This is a genomic window from Agromyces flavus, from assembly GCF_900104685.1.
GTDB classification, from domain to species: Bacteria; Actinomycetota; Actinomycetes; order Actinomycetales; family Microbacteriaceae; genus Agromyces; species Agromyces flavus.
The window spans coordinates 1,662,867-1,683,219 of sequence record NZ_LT629755.1; the positions used below are offsets into that span (position 1 = coordinate 1,662,867).

The window sequence follows — 20,353 nt, forward strand, 5'->3', positions numbered from 1 at the left end:
GCGCGGGTGATTCTGCTCACATGAGCAGATCGAGACCAGGTCAGCGCTCCCGCTCGTCCTCGAGGAATCGCGGCCGCGCCACGACGACGCCCGCGATGGCGGCGGGCACTGCCGAGGCCAGGAGCAGCCACAGTGGTGCCGTCCAGCCGCCCGTCGCCTCGTGGAGCAGGCCGACCGCGAGCGGCCCGATCGCGACCATGAGGTACCCGGCCGACTGCACGAATCCGCTCAGGGCCACCGCGCCCGCGTGCGTGCGCGTGCGCAGGTTGATGAGCACGAGCGCGAGCGGGAACAGGAGCGGGCCGATGCCCGCGAGCGCGACCCAGAGCCAGGTCGCGACCGCCGGGGCGGCGATGAGGCCCGCGTAGCCGACGACGATCGACACCACTCCGACCGCGATCAGCGAGCGGACGCGCCCACGTCGCTCGGCCAGCACCGGCACCGCGACGGCGGCCGGCAGTCCCATCGCGGCGTAGAGCGAGAGCAGCGCGCCGGCCTGCGCCGGCGTGGCTCCGGCCGTCTGCTCGAGGATGGCCGGCAGCCATGCGAACAGCGAGTACGCGTTGAAGCCCGACACCGAGAAGACGATCGCGAGCGCCCAGGCCAGCCGCGAGCGGAGCGCGTGGCGCAGCATGCCCGGTTCGGCCTCCTCGGGCAGCTCCGCGGCGACGCCGCGCCGGGGATGGACCAGCAGGGCGATCCACGGGACGAGCGCGGTCACCGCGACGACCGCCCAGACTCCGAGCGACGCGCGCCATCCCGCGGCGTCCGCGAGCGGCACGGCCACGAGCGGCGGAACGAACGTGCTCACCGACATCGCCGTGACGAAGACCGTGGTCAGCAGCCCGATCCGATCGGGGAAGTACCGCTTCACGAGCGGCGGCAGGAGCACGTTGCCCACGCCGATCGCCGCGAAGGTGAGCGTGCTCGCGGCGAGCAGCCACCACGCCGAGGGGGCGAGTCCGCGTCCGGCGAGCCCGGCGACCAGGACGACGAGCGCGACGATGAGCGACGGCTCGAGCCCGAAGCGGCGCGCCAGCACCGGGGTGACGATGCCGAACCCCGCGTAGCAGAGCGGCGGCAGCATGCCGAGGAGCCCGACGAGCGCCGTGGAGACCGGGATCTCCTGCTCGAGCTGCCCGAGGATCGGCGAGAGGGACGCGACCGCGGTCCGCAGGTTGAACGCCACGAGCACGATGCCCAGGAGGGCGAGCGTCCGACCGGCCCAGAGCGGCCTCACGGGTTCGGTCGTCACCCGCCGAGTCTAGGCTGGTCGGGTGGCCGACCTGTCCCGCTACCTGCCGCTCAGCCGCCGCCCCGACGTCGACGAGTCGGGCGTCACGGCCGACCGCCGCGCCGAGACGGCCGAGGTGCTCGGCGGAGTGGCGAAGCTCATCCGCACCGGAGGCGACGCGCTGTGGTCGACCTCGACCGCGCGGGCCGGATGGCACGTCGCCGACGTCGTCGCCGAGCTCGTGCATGGCTTCGACCGCACCCGCACGCGTCGGGCGCTCGATGCGGCCGAGCGCCTCGTGCGCGGCGGCGAGGCCCGCCGCCTCGCCGAGCTGCCGAAGCTCGCGGGTCCGGCGGAGGCCGTCGACGCGATCGACGCGCGCACTCGCGGCATCCGCGAACGCACGCGTCCGACCAGCGTCGCCGAGCTCGACGACGCGGTGGTCGCCGCGCTGCTCGTGGGCGGCGCGGCATCCGTCGACCCGCCGATGTCGCCCGTCGCCTCGGGTGCGGTGGCGCTGCGGCGCGCCGCGGCCGCGCCGACCGAGATCCGCGCCGTGATCGCGGGCCACACGCTGCGCGCCACCGACGCCGGGTGGGAGTTCGGGCACGGCAGCCCGCTCGTCGACACCGCCGCCGGGCTGCTTCGCTTCCTCACGGGCATCGGCACGGTCGCCCCGCACCCGCCCGGCCCGGGCGACGCGCCCCCGCCGGCGACCGGCTCCCGCGCAGGCTGAGCCAGCTGACCCGCATCAGCCGAGCAGCACCCGCGCCCGGTCGACGTCGCGGCCCATCTGCGAGATGAGCGCCTCGATGCCCTCGAACTTCTCCATCCCGCGGATGCGGTGCGCGAACTCGACGGCCACGACGTGGTCGTACAGGTCGAGGTCGCGGTCGAGCACGTACGCCTCGACCTGCTTCTGCGGCACGCCCTCGAACGTCGGGTTGTTGCCCACCGAGATCGCGGCCGGATACCGAACGCCGCCGTCGATGAGCCAGCCCGCGTACACGCCGTCGCCGGGGATGAACCCCTCGCAGTCGGGCGCGAGGTTCGCCGTCGGGTAGCCGAGCTCGCGACCGCGCTTGAAGCCGTGCACGACGAGTCCGCTGACGGTCGGCACGTGGCCGAGCAGTTCGGCGGCGTGCTCGACGTCGCCGTCGTCGAGCAGCTCGCGGATCCACGTCGACGAGACGCGACGGCCGCCCTCGGGCACGACGTCCTCGACGACGACGACCTCGAAGCCGAACTGCTCGCCCTGGCGGCGGAGCAGGTCGACGTCGCCCTCGTTGCCCGCGCCGTAGCGGAAGTCGCGGCCCACGAGCAGCGCGCGTGCGTCGAGCGCCTCGACGAGGTGGCTCCGCACGAACGTGTCGGCCGACTGGGATGCGAGGGCGCCGTCGTAGTGCAGCAGCACGGTCGCGTCGAGTCCGGTCGTGGCGAGGAGCTCGAGCTTCTGGCGCGTGCTCACGAGCTGCGGCGGGCAGCGGTCGGGGGCGTGGTACGCGGCGGGATGGCGGTCGAACGTGATCGCGACCGCGTCGAGCCGCCGCGCCTCGGCGATCTCGCGCAGTGCGGCGATGACCGCGCGGTGGCCCTGGTGGACGCCGTCGAACTTCCCGATCGTCACCGCGGACGGACCGTAGTGCGGCGGGACGGCGTCGATCCCCGTGAACGTCCTCACTCGGCGTCCTCGGGCGCGGCGAACGCGACGGGACGGTGGCGGGCGAGCCACCACATGCCGAGCACCGGCAGGACGAGCGGGATGAACAGGTATCCGCGCCCGAAGGCCGACCACACCGTGTCGTGGGGGAAGAGGTCGGGGCGCAGGACGCTGAGCGCGCCGATCACGATGACCCCCGTGAACTCGAAGACGATCGTGGCCCATGCCACCCGGTACCAGGTCAGGCCCGGTCGCACCAGCGCGATGGTCGCGACGATGTAGACGACCGCGGCGAGCCCCGAGAGCGAGTACGCGAGGGGCGCCTCGTCGAACTTCTCGACGATCTGCACGAGCGAGCGGCCCGTCGCGGCGAGGGCGAGCACGCCGTACACGGCGACGAGGACGCGCCCGATGCCGCTGAGGCGCCGGGGACGCGTCGCGCGGCGGGGTTCGGTGGAGTGCGTGGTCATGTCCGTCGATTCTCCCAGAACGCGCATCACGCCTGCTGCACGGTCCAGATCTGGAGCATGCGGTAGACCATCACGGCGACCGCGAGCGCCGCGACGCCGCACACGACCGTCGCCCAGCGGCCGCGGTCGAGCAGGGCCCAGAGCGCCGCGGCCGGCGGAAGCAGCACCGCGCTGACGAGGTACACCCAGAACTCGAGCAGGCTGCCGGTGGGCGGATTGCCGACCGTGGGCGCGACGATCGCGACGACGACCTGCACGATGAGCAGCAGCTCGACGACCGCGAGGGCGCCGAGCACGAGGTCGTTCGGCACGCGGCCGGCCAGCCCGAGCACGATGCAGAGGAGCCCGGCGACCACCGCCACGCCGACCTGCACCCACGCGAACCACTCGATCATGCGCCCTCCTCGGCGGGGAATCCGGTGACGACCTTCAGCTGGGGGCCACGGCGCTCGACGATCGCGACGAGCACGTCGTCGGGTCCGATCGCGGCGATCGGGCCGTCGGCGACGGGTTCGGCGCCGGCTGCACCCGACGTCGCCGCGATGCGCTTGCCGTGCCGGAGGTCGCGCACCGCGTCGGCGTCGATCGCGATCGCCGGCAGTGCCCGCCGCGCGGCCTCGGCCGGAGCGAGGCGGGCCGCGGCCACGTCGAGGCCCTCGAGCGCGCCCGCCTCGGCCACGTCGAAGCGGCCGATCCGCGTACGCCGCAGCGCGGTCAGGTGTCCGCCGACGCCGAGGTCGGCGCCCAGGTCGCGTGCGAGCGCGCGCACGTACGTGCCCGACGAGCAGGCGACGCGCACGTCGAGGTCGAGCCATCCGTCGCCCGGCCGCTCGTCGAGCAGCTCGAAGGCCGAGATCGTGACCCTGCGGGCGGCGAGTTCGACGACCTCGCCCTCGCGGACGCGCTGGTAGGCCCGCTTGCCCGCGACCTTGACGGCGCTGACCGCGCTCGGCACCTGGTCGATGACGCCCGTGAGCGTCGCCATCCGTTCGGCCGCCTGCTCGCGCGTGATCGCCGCGACCGTCGCGGGCGGCGCGGCATCGAGCGGCTCGCCTTCGGCGTCGTCGGTCGTGGTGGCCCAGCCGAGGCGGATCGTCGCGAGGTACTCCTTGTCGAGGCCCACGAGGTGGTGCAGCAGGCGCGTGGACGACTCGACGCCGAGCAGCAGGAGGCCCGTGGCCATGGGATCGAGCGTGCCGGCGTGGCCGACCTTGCGCGTGCCGGCGAGGCGGCGGATGCGTGCGACGACGTCGTGGCTGGTCATCCCCTGCGGCTTGTCGACGAGGAGGATGCCGCTGTTCACGCCGTACACCCTAACAGCGCGGGCGGATGGCTCCCCCCGGCGTCCTACGCTGGTGCGGTGAGGATCGGGATCATCGGCGCCGGCGCGCTCGGCGGGACCTTCGCGGCGCTGCTCTCGCGCGCCGGGCACGACGTCGAGGTGACCGCGCGCGGCGCCGGGCTCGCGGCGATCCGCGAGGGCGGCATCCGCCTCTCGGGCGGCTACGGCGAGGCCCACGTCCACCCCGCCGTGGGCGAGCGCCTGGGCACGCGGCCCGACCTCGTGCTGGTGTGCACCAAGGCGCAGGATGCCGCGGCGGCGCTCGTCGCGAACGGCGCCATGATCGACGGGGTGCCGGTCGTCGTCGTGCAGAACGGCCTCGACGGCGTCGCGACCGCGGAGCGCGTGCTCCCCCGCTCGTCGTGCATGGGGATGCTCTCGATCATCGCCGCGAACTACACCGAGCCCGGCTCCGTGCGCGTGACGACGACCGCCGCGAGCTACCTCGGACGGCCGGGGCTGCTCGAGCACGCGGGCGGGACCGATCCCGACGACGAGGTCCGGCGCATCGCGTCGCGGCTGTCCGAGGCCGTGCCGGTCGTCCCGATCGCGAACTTCCGCGGCGCGCAGTGGACCAAGCTCGTCGTCAACATGCTCAACGCCGTCCCGGCGATCGTCGGCCGGAGCGTGCAGGAGGTCGTGGACGATCCCCGGCTGCGCCGGGTGGTCGCGGCATCCATGCGCGAGACCGTCCGCGTGGGCGTCGCCCGCGGCATCCGGTTCGGATCGCTGCAGGGGCTCGGCGACCGGCGCCTGCGGTTCTTCGCGCGTCTCCCGCTCTCGCTCGGGCAGGTACTGCCCTGGTCCATGCGCGTGCGCATGGGCGACGTGCCGAACCTCGGTTCGACGCAGCAGAGCGTGCGACGCGGGCAGCCGACCGAGGTCGACTACCTGAACGGCGCGGTCGTGCGCGAAGCGGAGGCGGCAGGGCTGGATGCGCCCGTCAACCGCGCGCTCGTCGAGCTCGTGCACGAGGTCGAGCGCGCGGGCGTGCACCTGCCCGCCGAACGCGTGCTCGCGGCGGTCGGCGGTCCCGACGGCCTCGGCTAGGCCGACGCGAATAGGCTGGGCGGATGCCGCAGCACCCCATCGACCGCGGCGGCATCGCGCCCGCCGTGGTGGCGTGGTTCGCGCACGCCGCGCGTCCGCTGCCGTGGCGCGCGGCCGACGTCTCGCCGTGGGCCGTCCTCGTCAGCGAGTTCATGCTGCAGCAGACCCAGGTCGGCCGCGTTCAGCCGCGCTGGGAGGAGTGGGTGCGGCGCTGGCCCACGCCGGCCGCGCTCGCCGCGGAGCCGGCGTCCGAAGCCGTGCGCGCGTGGGACCGCCTCGGGTACCCGCGTCGTGCGCTCTGGCTCCACCGGGCGGCGACCGAGATCGTCGAACGGCACGGCGGCGAGGTGCCGCGCGACCTCGACGCCCTGCTCGCACTGCAGGGCATCGGGCCGTACACCGCGAGGGCGATCGCGGCGTTCGCGTTCGGCGACCGCCATCCGGTGGTCGACACCAACACCAGGCGGGTGATCGCCCGCGCGGTCGACGGGGCCGCCGAGTCGGGCCCGCCGGCCACCGCTCGGGACCTCGCGGCGATGGAGCGGCTGCTGCCGCCGGATCGCGAGGCCGCCCACCGATTCAACGCCGGCGCCATGGAGCTCGGCGCGACGGTGTGCACCGCCCGGGCGCCGCGTTGCGACGCCTGCCCGATCGCGGATCTCTGCGCGTGGCGCGCTGCGGGCTATCCCGCCTACGAGGGTCCCCGTCGCGCTCGGCAGACGCGCTTCGAGGGAAGCGACCGGCAGGCGCGCGGCAAGGTCATGCGCGAGCTCCGCGCCGCGCACCGGGCGGTCGCCGGTGACGAGCTCGCGCGCGTGCTCGACGACCCCGCCCGGCTCGAACGCGCGATCGAGGGGCTCGTGGCCGACGGACTCGCCGTGCGGACCAGCGACGGGTACGTGCTGCCCGAGGTCTGACCTGACGACGTGCGACCCGGGTCAGACGCCCTGGAGGCCCACGAGCAGGTGCGCCTCGACGGGCGCGTCGCGGCCGGCGACCTCGAGCTCGCCCAGCGGCTGCGTGATCGCCGCGTCGCCCAGCCGTTCGCGCGTCGCCGCGGCGATCGCGACCCCGCCGACCGGCGCGCGATGCTCGATGCGCGAGGCCACGTTCACGGTGTCGCCGATCACGGTGTAGGTGCGGCCGCCCCCGGTCCCGAGGATGCCCACGTTGGCCCGTCCCGAGTTCACGCCGACGCGGAAGCGCGGCCAGTCGGGATGCGCCGCGGCGACGGCGCCCGTCGCCTGCTGGAGGGCGAGCGCAGCGCCAGCGGCGCGCTGCGCGTGCGACGGGCCGGACGAGCCATCCGATTCGAACACCGCCATGACCGCATCGCCGATCAGGCGATCGACGCGCCCGCCGAACCGCTCGACGAGCGGAGGGATGGCGTCGGTGAAGTAGGTGTTCAGCATGGCGGTCACCTCGGCCGGCTCGTGGGATTCCGAGAAGTGCGTGAATCCCGCCAGGTCGGCGAACAGGACCGACACGTCGCGCTCGCCCGCGGCGGTGTCCTGCGTGTAGAGGCCCGACCAGCGCTCCTCGCGCCACGACCGCTGCGCCGCGACCGCGATGATGATGAACGCGGCGAGCATGAGCACGTGCCACTCCCACCACGAGAGGTGCCAGTTGCGACCCACGACGACCGCGATCTCGGCCTCGGCCAGCAGGGTGAACGCCGCCGCGAACGCCAGCGGCAGCGGTGAGGCGGCATGGCGCGGCATCCGCAGGTAGCGGACCACCGCGACCGCGTAGCAGGCCAACCCGATCGTGGCGAGCACGGCGAACGGCACCGTGGTCCGTTCGGGTGGTGCGGCGGCGTCGAGGGGCCCGAGGCGCAGCAGCGAGACGACGCCCCACAGCACCATGAGGGCGACGAGCCCGCCCACGAGCCACGGTGCGAGGCGAACGACGCGCGCGCCGTGCGCCCCGTCGAGGTCGAGGCTGGACCATGCGGCGAACACGGCGGCCACCGTGAGGCCCACCGGCGTCGCGAGGGCGAAGCCGGTGTTGCTCTCGGCGAGCAGGACGCCGGGCGTCGCGAGCGCGTGCAGGGCGAGGAACCCGGCCGCGGCTCCGAACGACAGCGAGACGAGGACGAGCCGGGCGTCGCGGCGCAGACGCGCGGCCGCGCCGACCACCCACGCGAGCGCCGCGTTGATCGCCCCGACCGCAGCCACGAGCCAGAAGTGGGTCGGCTGGTGCTCCCACTGCAGGTCGAGCACCGGTCGCAGGATCAGCATCGCCAGCCCGATGAGCGGCAGCGCGAGGGCCGCGACCGTCAGCGCGGTCGCGCGCCGCGACGGCGGCGGCGCGACGGGCCCCGTGCCCGGAACGATGGCAGTCACCGCACCGGCACCGCCTTGCCATCCGGATTGGCCAGGTGCCGATGCACCGCGGAGACGACGACCGAGCCCTCGCCGACCGCCGAGGCGACCCGCTTGACCGAGTCCCGACGCGCGTCGCCGACCGCGAACACCCCGGGAACGCTCGTCTCGTGCGGGAACGGCGGGCGTTCGAACGGCCAGCGGTGCCCGTTCTCATCGAGCACGGCGGGGCCGGTGAGCACGTAGCCCCACCGATCGCGCAGGACCTCGGGCGGCAGCCAGTCGGTGCGCGGCGAGGCGCCGATGAGCACGAACAGCCCCCGGCACGCCTCTTCGGCCACCTCGCCCGTGGTCCGGTCGCGCACGAGGATGCGCTCGAGCCCCTCCTCGCCGCCCCCGCCGACCACCTCGGCATTGTTCCGCACCACCACGCCCTGCGCCTCGAGCTGGGCGATGAGGTACTGCGACATGCTCGCGGCGAGGCCGGCACCGCGCACGAGCAGGGTGACGGATGACGCGTACCGCGCGAGGTGCAGCGCGGCCTGCCCCGCCGAGTTGCCGCCGCCCACGACGAACACGGGCTTGCCCGACACGCCCTGCGCCTCGACGGCGGACGCGCCGTAGAACACGCCGGCGCCCTCGAACGGCTCGAGCTCCTCCACGTCGATCCGTCGGTACGCGACGCCGGTGGCGAGCACGACCGAGCGACACCTGATCTCATCACCCGGCGCCACGCGGACGACGAATCCGCCCTCGGTGCGCTCGATGCCCGTCACCTCGCGCGCGTGCGCGAACCGGGCGCCGAACACCCACGCCTGCTGGTACGCGCGCTGCGCGAGTTCCGAGCCCGAGATGCCGCGTGCGAACCCGAGGTAGTTGCGGATCAGCGAGCTCGACCCGGCCTGGCCGCCGATCGACTCGCGTTCGACGACGAGCACGTCCAGGCCCTCCGACGCCGCGTAGACCGCCGCGGCCAGCCCGCCGGGTCCGGCACCGACCACGACGACGTCCGCATCGCGGGCGTCGTCCAACGCGGTCGTCAGCCCGTACGCCGCCGCGAGCGTCGCGTTGTCGGGGTTGCGGAGCGCGCGGCCGTCGAGCAGCAGCACGACCGGCTCGGTCGGCGTGTCGGTGATGCCCGACCGAGCAAGCCGTTCGCGCGCGGCATCCGAGTCGGGATCGAGCCATTCGTGCGGCACGCCGCCGCGCGCGAGGAGGCTCCGGATCTCGTGCGTCCGGGGCAGCCCGTCGCGCCCGACCACGGCGACCTCGCGTGGACGCAGGCCGATGGACCGCTCCCACTCCAGCAGGAACTCGGTGATCGTGCGGTGGAAGTACTCGTCGGGAGAATGCCAGGGGCGGATCACGTAGTACTCGAGCTCGCCCGCACCCATCAGGCGCAGGATCTCCTCGCGCACGCCGGGTTCGCCCCACTGGCCCCACTCGATCAGGCGGCCTCGACGCACGTCGGGGAACTCGCGGCGCGCGACGGCGAACAGCGATCGCCTGTCGATGTCGCCCGCACGGTCCGAGAGGACGAGCGCGAGCAGTCCGCCGGCCTCGGCGAGCGCGTGGATGCGCGCCGCGGCCGCGCGCTCGTCGAGCGCCTCGTCGATGCGGTAGTCGGCGCCGTATCGCCTCGCCAGCTCGGCGACGATCGACGCGCGCGCATCGTCGTCGCGCGTGACGACGAGGATGACCGGCGGCGCTGAGGTCGGCATGCCCACTCCTCCCCGGCGGGACGCGGGCTCCCCCGCCGCTCAGGACACAGTACTCCGCGGTCCCGGGCGCACGACAGCATCCGTCCGCGGACACGCGGATGCCCCGGGGGGGTCGCCCCGGGGCATCCGTCATGCGACGCCGATCAGCCGGCCGTCGCGGCGACCCGCTCGCGGTCGGCCTCGTCGACCGCCCGCAGGTCGAGGCCGCGCGTCTCGCGGGCCGCCGCCACCGCCACGAGCGTGATCGCGCAGGCGACCGCGACGTAGATCGCGATCGGCACGCTCGATCCGAACTGGCCGAGCAGGGCCGTGGCGATGATCGGCGCGAGCGAGCCCGCGAAGATCGACGTCACCTGGTAGCCGAGCGAGACGCCCGAGTAGCGCATGCGCGTCGGGAACATCTCGGCCATGATCGCCGGCTGCGCGGCGTACATGAGGGCGTGGAAGACCAGGCCGAGCGCGATCGCGGACCAGATCACCAGCGGGTTCGCGGTGTCCATGAGCGGGAAGGCGAAGAAGGCCCACGTCGCACCCAGGATCGCGCCCGCGGCGTAGACCGGCTTGCGGCCCAGGCGGTCGGAGAGGCGACCCGCGATGGGAATGGCGACGAAGTGCACGACGTGCGCGCCGACGAGGATCAGCAGCGTGTTGGCGGTGCCCTCCTTCACGACCTGCGTGAGGTAGACGATCGAGAAGGTCACCACGACGTAGTACAGGATGTTCTCGGCCACGCGGAGGCCCATCGCGGTGACGACGCCGCGCGGGTAGCGCTTGATGACCTCGAGCACCCCGTAGCTGGTGGCCTTCGCCTGCTCGCGCTCGGCCTGCATCTCGAGGAAGATGGGCGCGTCGGTGACCTTGGTGCGGATGTACCAGCCGATGAGGACGATCACGGCCGACAGCCAGAACGCCACGCGCCAGCCCCAGCCCAGGAACGCCTCCTCGGTGAGCGTCGACGACAGCACGAACAGCACGAGCGTCGCGAGCAGGTTGCCCACCGGCACGGCGGCCTGCGGCCAGCTGGCCCAGAATCCGCGGCTCTTCGACGGGCTGTGCTCGGCGACCAGCAGCACTGCGCCGCCCCACTCGCCGCCGAGCGCGAAGCCCTGCAGGAAGCGGAGCAGCACGAGCAGGGCCGGTGCGGCCAGGCCGATCTGGGCGTACGTCGGCAGGCAGCCGATCAGGAACGTCGCGACGCCGATGAGGATGATGCTGAACTGGAGCAGCTTCTTGCGGCCGTACTTGTCGCCCAGGTGGCCGAAGACGATGCCGCCGAGCGGACGCGCGATGAACCCGACCGCGTAGGTCAGGAACGCCGCGATGATGCCGGCGAACGGGTCGTCGGACGGTGGGAAGAAGACGGTGCCGAACACGAGTGTGGCGGCCGAGGCGTAGAGGAAGAACTCGTACCACTCGACCACGGTGCCGGCCATCGACGCGGTGACGACCCGGCGCAGGCCCGAGGTGGGGGTGGCGTCGGTCGTGTCCCGGACGGGTGCCTGGGTCATTCGATGCTCCTTTGCATGACGACGTTGGGGGATGTCGGACGCTCTCGCGTCAACGACCGAGTCTGTCGTGCAACCTTCTGCATTCCAATGGCCACATGCGCGACCATGTTGTGCGAAACTGCACACCGTGTCACCGATCCCCACGCGTCGCCCGCCGAGCGCCGATGACCTCATCGTGCTGCTCGCCGTCGCCCGTGAAGGCCGCTTCACGGGGGCTGCCGAGCAGCTCGGCCTGAACCACACGACGATCGCGCGTCGCATCGAGGCGCTCGAGCAGGCGCTCGGCGGACGCGTCCTCGCGCGCGGCGCCGCGGGCTGGGTGCTGACGCCGCTCGGCGAGCACGCGCTCGCGGCGGCCGAGGACGTCGAGCGCGCGATGCGGCGCCTCTCCCCCGACGACGCGCCGGTGCTCGCGGGGGTCGTGCGGCTCTCGGCGACCGACGGGTTCAGCGGGTTCATCGCGGCGCCCGCGATGGCCGCGCTGCGGTCGCGCCATCCGGATGTCTCGCTCGAGATCGTCGCGGCGACCCGTCGCGCCGCGCAGCAGCGCGTGGGGGTCGATCTGGAGGTCGTCGTCGGGCGCCCGCACGTCCAGCGTGCCGAGGCCATCCACCTGGGCGACTACGTCCTCGGCCTCTACGCCGGCCGGGACTTCCTCGACCGCAACGGCACGCCGGCGTCGATGGCGGAGCTCTCGGGTGCACCGCTCGTCTACTTCATCGAGTCGATGCTGCAGGTCGATGCGCTCGACGAGGCGCGCCGGCCGACCCGCGGCATGGTCGACGCCGTCTCGAGCACGAACGTGTACGTGCACGTGGATGCCACGCGCGCGGGCGCGGGCTACGGACTGCTTCCGGCGTTCCTCGCCGACCCGCACGACGACCTCGTGCGGCTGTTCCCCGACGAGGTCGAGGAGCGCCTGCCGTACTGGCTCGTCTGCCGCCCGGAGGCCCTCCGCCAACCGACCGCGGTCGCCTACATCGCGGCGCTGCGGGCGCGGATGACGGAGGCGGCCGACGCCCTGCTCGGGCGCGGCCGCCTCACCGCGGCGTGACCGAAGGGTGCGGAAGCGGGCTCAGGCCCGCAAGTCCTCGTCGCGGTCGTCGAGGTCGTCGTCGTCGGCGTCGAGGTCGCGCGGCTTGACGTACGGGTCGGCATCGCCGGCGTAGTCCGCCGTCGCGGCGACGGCCGAGGTCTCGGCGTCGCGCTCACGCGCCTCGCGCAGGAGGTCCTCGATGTGCTTCGCGTTCTCGGGAACCGCGTCGGCGATGAACTCGAGCGTGGGCGTCAGCCGCGCCGTGATGTTGCGCCCGACCTCGCTGCGGAGCATGCCGGTCGCGGCCTTGAGCGCGAGCGCCGAGTCCCGGCGCTCCTCGTCGGTGCCGTACACGGTGTAGAAGATGCTCGCGTGCTGCAGGTCGCCCGTCACGCGGACGTCGGTGATCGTCACGAACCCGAGCCGCGGGTCGCGAAGCCCCTTGTCGAGGCGTCGCGCGACGATCTCCTTGATGCGGTCGGCCAGCTTCCTGGCGCGCTGGGGGTCGGCCATGGGGACTCCTTTCGAAGCATGAGCCGAGGGGGCGGAGCACCGCCCCCTCGGACCGGGACACTAGGCCCGCGGCTTCTCGCGCATCTCGATGGTCTCGATCTCGTCGCCGACCTGGATGTCGTTGTACTTGCCGAGGCCGATGCCCGCCTCGAAGTCCGTGCGGACCTCGGTGACGTCGTCCTTGAACCGGCGGAGCGACTCGATCGCGAGGTTGTCGCCGACGACCACGCCATCGCGGATGACGCGTGCCTTGGCGTTGCGCGTGATCGTTCCCGACCGCACGATGACACCGGCGATGTTGCCGAACTTGGAGGAGCGGAACACCTCGCGGATCTCGGCGACACCCGACTGCACCTCTTCGAACTCGGGCTTGAGCATGCCCTTGAGCGAGTTCTCGATGTCGTCGATCGCGTTGTAGATGACGTTGTAGAAGCGGACGTCGACACCCTCGCGGGCGGCGCGCTCGCGAGCCTTGACGTCGGGCCGGACGTTGAACCCGATGACGATCGCGTTGTCGATCGTCGCCAGGTCGATGTCGCTCTCGGTGACGGCGCCCACACCGCGGTGGAGGATGCGCAGCTGCACCGACTCGTCGACCTCGATCTTCATGAGCGATTCCTCGAGCGCCTCGACGGCACCCGACACGTCGCCCTTGATGATGAGGTTGAGCGCCTCGACCTTGCCCTCTTCCAGCGCACGCGTGAAGTCCTCGAGCGAGATGCGCTTGCGGGCCTTGGCCAGCTGCGCGTTGCGTTCGGCGGCTTCGCGCTTCTCGGCGATCTGGCGGGCCGTGCGGTCCTCCTCGGTGACGAGGAAGGTGTCGCCGGCGCGCGGGACGCTCGAGAGGCCCTGCACCTGGACGGGACGCGACGGGGTCGCGGCGGCCACGGGCTCGCCGTTCTCGTCGCTCATCGCCCGGACGCGGCCGTAGGCCGTGCCCGCGACGATCGCGTCGCCGACCTTGAGCGTGCCCGACTGGATGAGCACGGTCGCCACGGCGCCGCGGCCCTTGTCGAGCTTGGCCTCGATGGCCACGCCTCGCGCGTCCTTGTCGGGGTTGGCCCGCAGGTCGAGCCCGGCGTCAGCGGTCAGGAGCACCGCGTCGAGCAGGTCCTGGATGCCGATGTTCTCGCGCGCCGAGACGTCGACGAACATGACGTCGCCGCCGTACTCCTCGGCCACGAGGCCGAACTCGGTGAGCTGCTGGCGCACCTTGCCGGGATTCGCGTCGGGCTTGTCGATCTTGTTCACCGCGACCACGATCGGCACGTCGGCCGACTGCGCGTGGTTCAGCGCCTCGATCGTCTGCGGCATGATGCCGTCGTCGGCGGCGACCACGAGGATCGCGATGTCGGTCACCTGCGCGCCACGGGCACGCATGGCGGTGAACGCCTCGTGACCCGGGGTGTCGATGAAGGTGATCGCCCGGTCGACGCCCTCGTGCTCGGTGTGCACCTGGTACGCACCGATGTGCTGGGTGATGCCGCCGGCCTCGCCCGCCACGACGTTCGCGTTGCGGATGGCGTCGAGCAGTCGCGTCTTACCGTGGTCGACGTGACCCATGACGGTCACGACCGGCGGACGCGCCTGGAGCTCCTCGTCGGTCTCGTCCTCGAGCTCCTGGTCGAGGTCGATGTCGAAGCCCTCGAGGAGCTCTCGGTCCTCGTCTTCAGGAGAGACGACCTGGATCTTGTAGCCGAGCTCGGCGCCGAGCACCTCGAACGTCGCCTCGTCGAGCGACTCGGTCGCGGTCGCCATCTCACCGAGGTGGAACAGCACCGTGACGAGCGAACCGGGGTTCGCGTCGATCTTGTCGGCGAAGTCGGAGATCGAGGCGCCGCGGCGCAGTCGGATGACGGTGTTGCCGTCGCCGCGGGGGACGCTCACGCCGCCGAGCGACGGCGCCTCCCGCATCTCGAATTCCTGCCGCTTCGTGCGCTTCGACTTGCGGGCCTTGGACTTGCCGCCGCCACGACCGAACGCACCCGCCGTGCCGCCGCCGGGGCCGCGACCACGACCGCCGCCGCCCGCGGGGCGCGGGCCGCCGAAGCCGCCGCCGGGCGCTCCGCCCGGACGGAAGCCGCCGCCGGCGCCGCCGGGACGAGGACCGCCGCCACCGCCGCCGGGGCGCTGGAAGCCGCCGCCGCCGGGACGACCGCCGCCGCCCGGTCGCGGCGCCCCGGGACGCGGGGCGCCGGGACGCGGCGGCTGGGGCCGCGGGATGTTGCCGGGCGTCGGGCGCTGGCCCATGCCCTGCGAGCTCGCGAACGGGTTGTTGCCCGGACGCGGCTGGCTGGGCCGCTGGCCCATGCCCTGCGAGCTCGAGTAGGGGTTGTTGCCGGGACGCGGCGCGCCGGGGCGCGGCGCGGGACGCGGGATGCTCTGGCCGGGCTTGGGCGCGGCGGGGCGCGCGACGTCGCCGGGCTTGGGGCCGGCGGCCGCGGGCTTGGGCGCTTCGGGAGCAGCCGGCGCGGGCGCGTCGGACGTCGAGGCCGCAGCCTTCTCGGCCGCCGCCTGGGCGGCCTTCTGCTCGGCCTGCGCCTGGCGTTCGGCGACGCTCATGGGCGCGTCGGCCGGCGCCGCGGGTGCGGCGGGGGCGGTCGGGGCCTTCGGGCCGGGCTTGGGGCCCGGCTTCGCCGCGGCCGGCTTCGGCGCGTCGGCGGTCTTCGCCGCGCCGCCGGCCGCCTCGAGGGCGGCGCGCAGGCGGCGCGCGACGGGGGGTTCGATCGAGGACGACGGGCCCTTGACGTATTCGCCCATCTCCTTCAGCTTCTCGAGCGCGAGCTTGCTGTCGACGCCGAGTTCGCTGGCGATCTCGTGTACGCGTGGTTTGGCAGCCACTTCTCTCCTGTTCCGGGTCCTCCCCGAAACAGGGGGACCATCAATGGCGGACGGGTCTCATTTCGAGCCGCTCATGAGTTGTCCATTAGCCGTTCAACCTTTTTTCCAGATCGGATGTGTCCAGCTCGCCCTGCAAGCGGAGCGCGCGCCCGAAGGCGCGCCGCCGCTGGGCGAGTCGGAAGCACTCGAGCGTCGGATGCAGCCACGCGCCGCGCCCGTCGAGCACCGCCGATTCGTCGGCGAGGACTCGTGATTGCTGGGCGACGACCCTCAGAAGCGAGGACCGTGGAGCGCGCGAACGGCATCCGATGCACGTTCTGACGGGTTCCATCCTACACCTCCGCCCCGTGCGCCTCGGCGCGCGGGAGCGCGGCGCGGCCCGGGATCACGCCTGGTCGAGGATCGAGTCGGGCTGGATGTCGATCTTCGCGCCGGTGAGCTTCGCGGCGAGACGGGCGTTCTGGCCCTCCTTGCCGATCGCGAGCGAGAGCTGGTAGTCGGGGACGAGTGCGCGCACCGCGCGGGTGTTCTCGTCGATCACGAACGCGCTCGTGACCTTGGCGGGCGACAGGGCGCTCGCGACGAAGGTCGCGAGGTCCTCGTTCCAGTCGACGATGTCGATCTTCTCGTTGCCGAGCTCGGCGGTCACCGCGCGCACGCGCTGGCCGAGCTCGCCGATGCACGCGCCCTTGGCGTTCACGCCGGGCTGGGTGGCGCGGACCGCGATCTTCGAGCGGTGACCCGCCTCGCGTGCGAGCGACACGATCTCGACGACGCCGGACGCGATCTCGGGCACCTCGAGGGCGAACAGCTTGCGGACGAGGGCCGGGTGCGTTCGCGACACCGTGATCGAGGGCCCCTTGGCGCCCTTCGCGACGCTGGTCACGTAGACGCGGATCCGCTGCCCGTGCGGGTACTCCTCGCCGGGCACCTGCTCCTCGGGCGGCAGGATCGCCTCGACCGTGCCGAGGTCGATGTGCACCATCCGCGGGTTCGGCCCCTGCTGGATGACCCCCGCGACGATGTCGCCCTCGCGACCGCGGAACTCGCCGAGCACGGCGTCGTCGGCGATGTCGCGCAGGCGCTGGTTGATGACCTGCTTCGCCGCGAACGCGGCGATCCGGCCGAAGTCGCTCGGGCTGTCCTCGGCCTCGCCGATGACGTCGCCGTTCTCGTCGTACTCGGGGACGTAGATCGAGACGTGACCCGTCTTGCGATCGAGGTGCGCACGGGCGCCCTTGGGGTTGGCGTGGCCGTGCTGGCCGGGATTGGTGTGCTTGAGGTAGGCCATCAGGATCGCCTGCTCGATGATCTGCACCAGTTCGTCGAACGGGATCTCCTTCTCGCGCTCCATCATGCGGAGCACGGTGAGGTCGATGTCCATTACGGCCTCCTCTATTCAGCTCTCAATCCGCCTCCCCTCGTCGGCGGAACACTCAAGCGTAGCGGATGCCGCGGAGGGCGGGGAATGCCGCGGCGCCCCCGCCCTCGCGGTCGATCCCGGGCTCAGCCGCGCCAGACCTGGACGACGGACGGGCGAGGTGCCGCGACCGTTCCGTCGCCGTGCTCGGCGACGTAGTCCGGGAAGAACGAGGTCTGGGCACCGACGGCTCCGTTCTCGCCCGGGTGCTGGACGGCGACGAAGACGAGGCCCTCGCGGTCGTGGATCACCGGGCCGCACGTCTCGGCCTCGCGCGGCACCGACAGGAACTGCTGCACGTTCCCGCGTTCGGGCCCCTCGAGGGGCACGCGGAACAGGCCGTCGTTGTAGCCGATGGTGCTCGGAGCGCCATCCGTCGAGATCCAGAGGTTGCCCTCGGAGTCGAACGCGACGTTGTCGGGGCACGAGATCGGCGACACGAGCTCCTTCGGGAATCCCGCGAAGTAGGTGGAGGCGGTCGTCGCCGGGTCGCCGCAGAGCAGGAGGATGCTCCACCCGAACGTCTCCCCCGCCTGGCCGGCGGTCTCGGTGAGCTCGACCACGTGGCCGTAGCGGTTGCCCGTGATGGGGTTCGCCTCGTCCAGCGGGGCGGTCCGGCCGCGGTTGCTGTTGTTCGTGAGCGCGAGGTACACCTTGCCGGTCAGCGGGCTCGGCTCGACGTCCTCGGGTCGGTCCATCTTCGTGGCGCCGACCAGGTCGGCGGCGAGGCGGGTGTACACCAGCACCTGCTGCGTCGACATCCCGGGCACGACGCTCTCGCCGTCGCGCGTCAGTGCGATCCACTCGCCCACGCCGTCGAACGCGCCGTCGCTGGGCAGGGCACGGGTGCCCGTGATCTCTGCGGCCGGTGAATTGCCGGTGAAGCGCGCCACGAACAGGTCGCCCTCGCTGAGCAGCTCCATGTTCCTGCGGCGCGCGCCGGTCGAGGTCGCCGCCGTGTACCGGCCCTTCGACACGAACTTGTACAGGTAGTCGTTGCGCTCGTCGTCGCCCATGTACGCCACGACCCGGCCGTCCTCCGCGATCGTCACGTTGGCGCCCTCGTGCTTGAAGCGTCCCATCGCGGTGTGCTTCCTCGGCGTCGAGGTCGGGTCGCTGGGGTCGATCTCGACGATGTACCCGAAGCGGTTCGGCTCGTTCACGAAGCGGGGGTCGTGCGCGTCGAACCGCGCGTCGTACTGCTCCCACCCCGTCTCGGTCGTCGTGGTCGCCGTGCCGCTGTAGCGCTTCTGCGCCGCGGTGTCGGCGGCCCAGGCGAAGTAGCCGTTGAAGTTCTCCTCACCCGAGAGGACGGTGCCCCACGGCGTCGTGCCGCCCGCGCAGTTGCCGAGGGTCCCCTTGACCCAGCGCCCCTCGGGGTCGTCCGCGGTCGTCACGAGGTCGGAGCCGGCGGCCGGACCCGTGAGTTCGAACACCGTCTCGACGGTCACCCGCCGGTTGCGTCGTCCGTCGACGACGTAGTGCCACGGCTCGCCCACGCGCCTCCGCTCCACCTCGACGACGGCCATGCCCATCGCGGCCTTGGAGATCTCGCCTCGGCGGCGGAGCTCAGCGGCATCGGCGGTGGGGGTGAACATCAGGTTCGGGTTGACGTACTCGTGGTTGGTCACGAGCACGCCCGTCTTGCCGCTCGGATCGGCGATGATATCGAGGTAGTCGTTGTTGTAGCCGAACTGGCCGGCCTGCGCCTCGGCCGTCTGCGCGTCGAAGTCGAACGACGGAATCGACGAGAACAGCGGGTCGCCCCAACGGATGATGGGCTGCCAGCGGTACCCGGCCGGCACCGTGAACTCGTCGACCAGGCGGCCGACCGGCGCGATCGGATCGAACGCGAGCCCTGCCGTCCCCGGCTTCGCCGCGAACGCCGGGCTGACCTGCCCGCGCCCGGCGGCGTCGCCGAGGATGAGGCCGATCGCGCCGGCCACGCCGAGGCCGAGCACGGAGCGGCGCGAGATCGCCGACGACGCGATGTCCCGGAAGTGCGGGTTCGCAGACGTGTTGCACTCAGGTCCGAGGCACGCGTCGGCGCACTTCAGGCGGCAGGTGACGGGCGAACGCTTGCCGACGGCGTGGGAGACGGGCGTGATGCGGAGTTCGGGGATCGTCATGGCAGCTCCTCGTTCAGTGCGCGGATCTCTGCGCGTTCGGGCCGGAGGGGACGCGCCGAGCCTCCCGAGGGGGCATGGCCCAGTGGCGGCGCGACGGTGTCCGGCGAGTGAACGGCGTCGGTCCGGTGTGCGAATCACGATGTGCGCCCGCGCCCTACCACCGCCGAAGCGCGTCGCGCAAGCGGAGGCAAGGCCCTTGCCGAGGTCGGTTCACGAGCGGCACGCTGAGCGCATGACCACGGCTTCCGGTAAGGCCGCCGCCAGCGCGGCGCAGAACTCGACGATCCTCCGCACGCTCGCGCGCGTCGGATACGTCGTCCTCGGCATCGTCCACATCGTGATCGGTGCGATCGCCATCTCCGTCGCCCAGGGCGCGGGCGGAGAGGCCGACCAGGGTGGCGCCATGCAGCAGGTCGCGAGCTGGCCCTTCGGCGGGGTGCTGCTCTGGGTCATCGCGCTCGGATTGTTCGCATTGGGCATCTGGCAGATCGTCCAGGCGTTCCTCGAGCGGAACCCCGACACCAAGAAGAAGTGGGGCTACCGCGTCAAGTACCTCGGCACCGCGGTCGCCTACATCGCGATCGGCGTCACCGCGCTCGTCTACGCGCTCGGCGGGCGTCAGGACTCGTCGCAGTCGTCCCAGACGCTCAGCGCGCAGCTGCTCGCCACACCGGGCGGCGTGTTCCTGCTCGTGCTCGTCGGGCTCGTCATCCTCGGCGTCGGCATCGCGTTCGTGTATCGCGGCGCCAAGCGCTCGTTCGAGAAGCACCTCGACCTCCCAGGCAGTCCGGCCCCCCGCAAGGGCATCGTCACCTTCGGTGTCGTCGGCTACATCGCCAAGGGCATCGCGGTCGCCGTGGTGGGCGTGCTCTTCGTCATCGCCGCCCTCACGCACGACCCCGAGAAGGCGGGTGGACTCGACGCTGCGCTCAAGAGCCTCGTCGCGCTGCCCTTCGGCACGTTCATCCTGTGGCTGATCGGCGCGGGCCTGATCGTCTACGGCATCTTCTGCTTCGCCCGGGCCCGCTACGCGCGTATGTGATCCCACGAACGACGACGCCCCCGATGCTCCGCGCGCGGAGCGGTCGGGGGCGTCGTCGTCGAG

Annotated in this window: 18 protein-coding genes; 5 read left to right on the plus strand and 13 right to left on the minus strand. The window is 72.6% G+C overall.

The features are described from left to right. Positions 1-40: 40 nt before the first annotated feature. Positions 41-1,255 (minus strand): MFS transporter, encoded by a 1,215-nt coding sequence (locus BLT99_RS07915; protein WP_092670770.1) that lies wholly within the window; start codon positions 1,253-1,255, stop codon positions 41-43. A 22-nt stretch (positions 1,256-1,277) separates the two neighbouring features. Here BLT99_RS07915 and BLT99_RS07920 point away from each other — a divergent pair, with 22 nt between their 5' ends. After that, the gene (locus BLT99_RS07920) at positions 1,278-1,970 is read left to right on the plus strand and encodes a hypothetical protein (RefSeq protein WP_092670773.1); all 693 of its coding nucleotides are present in this window, start codon (positions 1,278-1,280) and stop codon (positions 1,968-1,970) included. A 15-nt stretch (positions 1,971-1,985) separates the two neighbouring features. On the opposite strand, the gene BLT99_RS07925 is transcribed toward BLT99_RS07920, so the two are convergent. From BLT99_RS07925 to truB, 4 genes are read right to left on the minus strand one after another with little or no spacing between them, the layout of a single operon-like run. Further along, a complete protein-coding gene (locus tag BLT99_RS07925) occupies positions 1,986-2,915 on the minus strand; it encodes a bifunctional riboflavin kinase/FAD synthetase (RefSeq protein WP_092670775.1) in 930 nt (309 codons plus the stop codon). Next, positions 2,912-3,364 (minus strand): hypothetical protein, encoded by a 453-nt coding sequence (locus tag BLT99_RS07930; RefSeq protein ID WP_092670777.1) that lies wholly within the window; start codon positions 3,362-3,364, stop codon positions 2,912-2,914. Before BLT99_RS07930 ends, BLT99_RS07925 begins: the two co-directional genes overlap by 4 nt. A 26-nt stretch (positions 3,365-3,390) precedes the next feature. Beyond that, a complete protein-coding gene (locus BLT99_RS07935) occupies positions 3,391-3,759 on the minus strand; it encodes a hypothetical protein (protein ID WP_092670779.1) in 369 nt (122 codons plus the stop codon). After that, positions 3,756-4,667 carry a tRNA pseudouridine(55) synthase TruB gene (gene truB, locus BLT99_RS07940; protein ID WP_371874245.1) on the minus strand — a complete coding sequence of 304 codons (912 nt, stop codon included), beginning with the start codon at positions 4,665-4,667 and terminating at the stop codon, positions 3,756-3,758. The genes BLT99_RS07935 and truB overlap by 4 nt, the downstream gene beginning before the upstream one ends. Positions 4,668-4,724: 57 nt before the next feature. Between truB and BLT99_RS07945 the strand changes: the two genes are divergently transcribed. Together BLT99_RS07945 and BLT99_RS07950 are read left to right on the plus strand one after the other, a co-directional pair. After that, positions 4,725-5,756, plus strand: coding sequence for a ketopantoate reductase family protein (locus BLT99_RS07945; protein ID WP_092670783.1), 1,032 nt, complete (start codon positions 4,725-4,727; stop codon positions 5,754-5,756). Positions 5,757-5,779: 23 nt separating this feature from the next. Beyond that, positions 5,780-6,673, plus strand: a complete 894-nt coding sequence (locus tag BLT99_RS07950) for an HhH-GPD family protein (RefSeq protein ID WP_092670785.1) — start codon at positions 5,780-5,782, stop codon at positions 6,671-6,673. A 21-nt stretch (positions 6,674-6,694) separates the two neighbouring features. On the opposite strand, the gene BLT99_RS07955 is transcribed toward BLT99_RS07950, so the two are convergent. The 3 genes from BLT99_RS07955 to BLT99_RS07965 form a co-directional block, all read right to left on the minus strand. Beyond that, a complete protein-coding gene (locus tag BLT99_RS07955) occupies positions 6,695-8,101 on the minus strand; it encodes an adenylate/guanylate cyclase domain-containing protein (protein WP_092670787.1) in 1,407 nt (468 codons plus the stop codon). Continuing rightward, positions 8,098-9,801, minus strand: coding sequence for an FAD-dependent oxidoreductase (locus BLT99_RS18170; protein ID WP_092670789.1), 1,704 nt, complete (start codon positions 9,799-9,801; stop codon positions 8,098-8,100). Before BLT99_RS18170 ends, BLT99_RS07955 begins: the two co-directional genes overlap by 4 nt. 143 nt (positions 9,802-9,944) lie before the next feature. Then, a complete protein-coding gene (locus tag BLT99_RS07965; protein ID WP_092670791.1) occupies positions 9,945-11,309 on the minus strand; it encodes an MFS transporter in 1,365 nt (454 codons plus the stop codon). A gap of 127 nt (positions 11,310-11,436) precedes the next feature. Here BLT99_RS07965 and BLT99_RS07970 point away from each other — a divergent pair, with 127 nt between their 5' ends. Next, positions 11,437-12,363, plus strand: coding sequence for a LysR family transcriptional regulator (locus tag BLT99_RS07970; protein ID WP_229724762.1), 927 nt, complete (start codon positions 11,437-11,439; stop codon positions 12,361-12,363). Between the two features lie 21 nt (positions 12,364-12,384). On the opposite strand, the gene rbfA is transcribed toward BLT99_RS07970, so the two are convergent. From rbfA to BLT99_RS07995, 5 genes are all read right to left on the minus strand, one after another. Further along, positions 12,385-12,858, minus strand: a complete 474-nt coding sequence (gene rbfA / locus BLT99_RS07975) for a 30S ribosome-binding factor RbfA (RefSeq protein ID WP_092670795.1) — start codon at positions 12,856-12,858, stop codon at positions 12,385-12,387. 60 nt (positions 12,859-12,918) lie between these two features. Next, on the minus strand, positions 12,919-15,699 hold the full coding sequence (gene infB / locus BLT99_RS07980; protein WP_092670797.1) for a translation initiation factor IF-2: 2,781 nt from the start codon (positions 15,697-15,699) through the stop codon (positions 12,919-12,921). Positions 15,700-15,784: 85 nt separating this feature from the next. Beyond that, positions 15,785-16,030 (minus strand): YlxR family protein, encoded by a 246-nt coding sequence (locus tag BLT99_RS07985; protein WP_092670799.1) that lies wholly within the window; start codon positions 16,028-16,030, stop codon positions 15,785-15,787. A 54-nt stretch (positions 16,031-16,084) separates the two neighbouring features. Continuing rightward, entirely contained in the window at positions 16,085-17,083 is a 999-nt protein-coding gene (gene nusA / locus BLT99_RS07990; RefSeq protein ID WP_092670801.1) for a transcription termination factor NusA, read from the minus strand. Between the two features lie 122 nt (positions 17,084-17,205). Next, complete coding sequence (locus BLT99_RS07995) at positions 17,206-19,248, minus strand: PhoX family protein (RefSeq protein ID WP_092670803.1); 2,043 nt, start codon at positions 19,246-19,248, stop codon at positions 17,206-17,208. A 232-nt stretch (positions 19,249-19,480) separates the two neighbouring features. Here BLT99_RS07995 and BLT99_RS08000 point away from each other — a divergent pair, with 232 nt between their 5' ends. Beyond that, positions 19,481-20,290 (plus strand): DUF1206 domain-containing protein, encoded by an 810-nt coding sequence (locus BLT99_RS08000; protein ID WP_092670805.1) that lies wholly within the window; start codon positions 19,481-19,483, stop codon positions 20,288-20,290. Positions 20,291-20,353 lie beyond the last annotated feature (63 nt).

What these genes read in the sequence shown, in the direction of transcription:
- BLT99_RS07930 (WP_092670777.1), bottom strand. Translation starts at nt 3,364, where the DNA reads ATGACCACGCACTCCACCGAACCCCGCCGCGCGACGCGTCCCCGGCGC.
- BLT99_RS07935 (WP_092670779.1), bottom strand. Translation starts at nt 3,759, where the DNA reads ATGATCGAGTGGTTCGCGTGGGTGCAGGTCGGCGTGGCGGTGGTCGCC.
- BLT99_RS07950 (WP_092670785.1), top strand. Translation starts at nt 5,780, where the DNA reads ATGCCGCAGCACCCCATCGACCGCGGCGGCATCGCGCCCGCCGTGGTG.
- BLT99_RS18170 (WP_092670789.1), bottom strand. Translation starts at nt 9,801, where the DNA reads ATGCCGACCTCAGCGCCGCCGGTCATCCTCGTCGTCACGCGCGACGAC.
- BLT99_RS07965 (WP_092670791.1), bottom strand. Translation starts at nt 11,309, where the DNA reads ATGACCCAGGCACCCGTCCGGGACACGACCGACGCCACCCCCACCTCG.
- rbfA (WP_092670795.1), bottom strand. Translation starts at nt 12,858, where the DNA reads ATGGCCGACCCCCAGCGCGCCAGGAAGCTGGCCGACCGCATCAAGGAG.
- BLT99_RS07985 (WP_092670799.1), bottom strand. Translation starts at nt 16,030, where the DNA reads ATGGAACCCGTCAGAACGTGCATCGGATGCCGTTCGCGCGCTCCACGG.
- nusA (WP_092670801.1), bottom strand. Translation starts at nt 17,083, where the DNA reads ATGGACATCGACCTCACCGTGCTCCGCATGATGGAGCGCGAGAAGGAG.
- BLT99_RS07995 (WP_092670803.1), bottom strand. Translation starts at nt 19,248, where the DNA reads ATGACGATCCCCGAACTCCGCATCACGCCCGTCTCCCACGCCGTCGGC.
- BLT99_RS08000 (WP_092670805.1), top strand. Translation starts at nt 19,481, where the DNA reads ATGACCACGGCTTCCGGTAAGGCCGCCGCCAGCGCGGCGCAGAACTCG.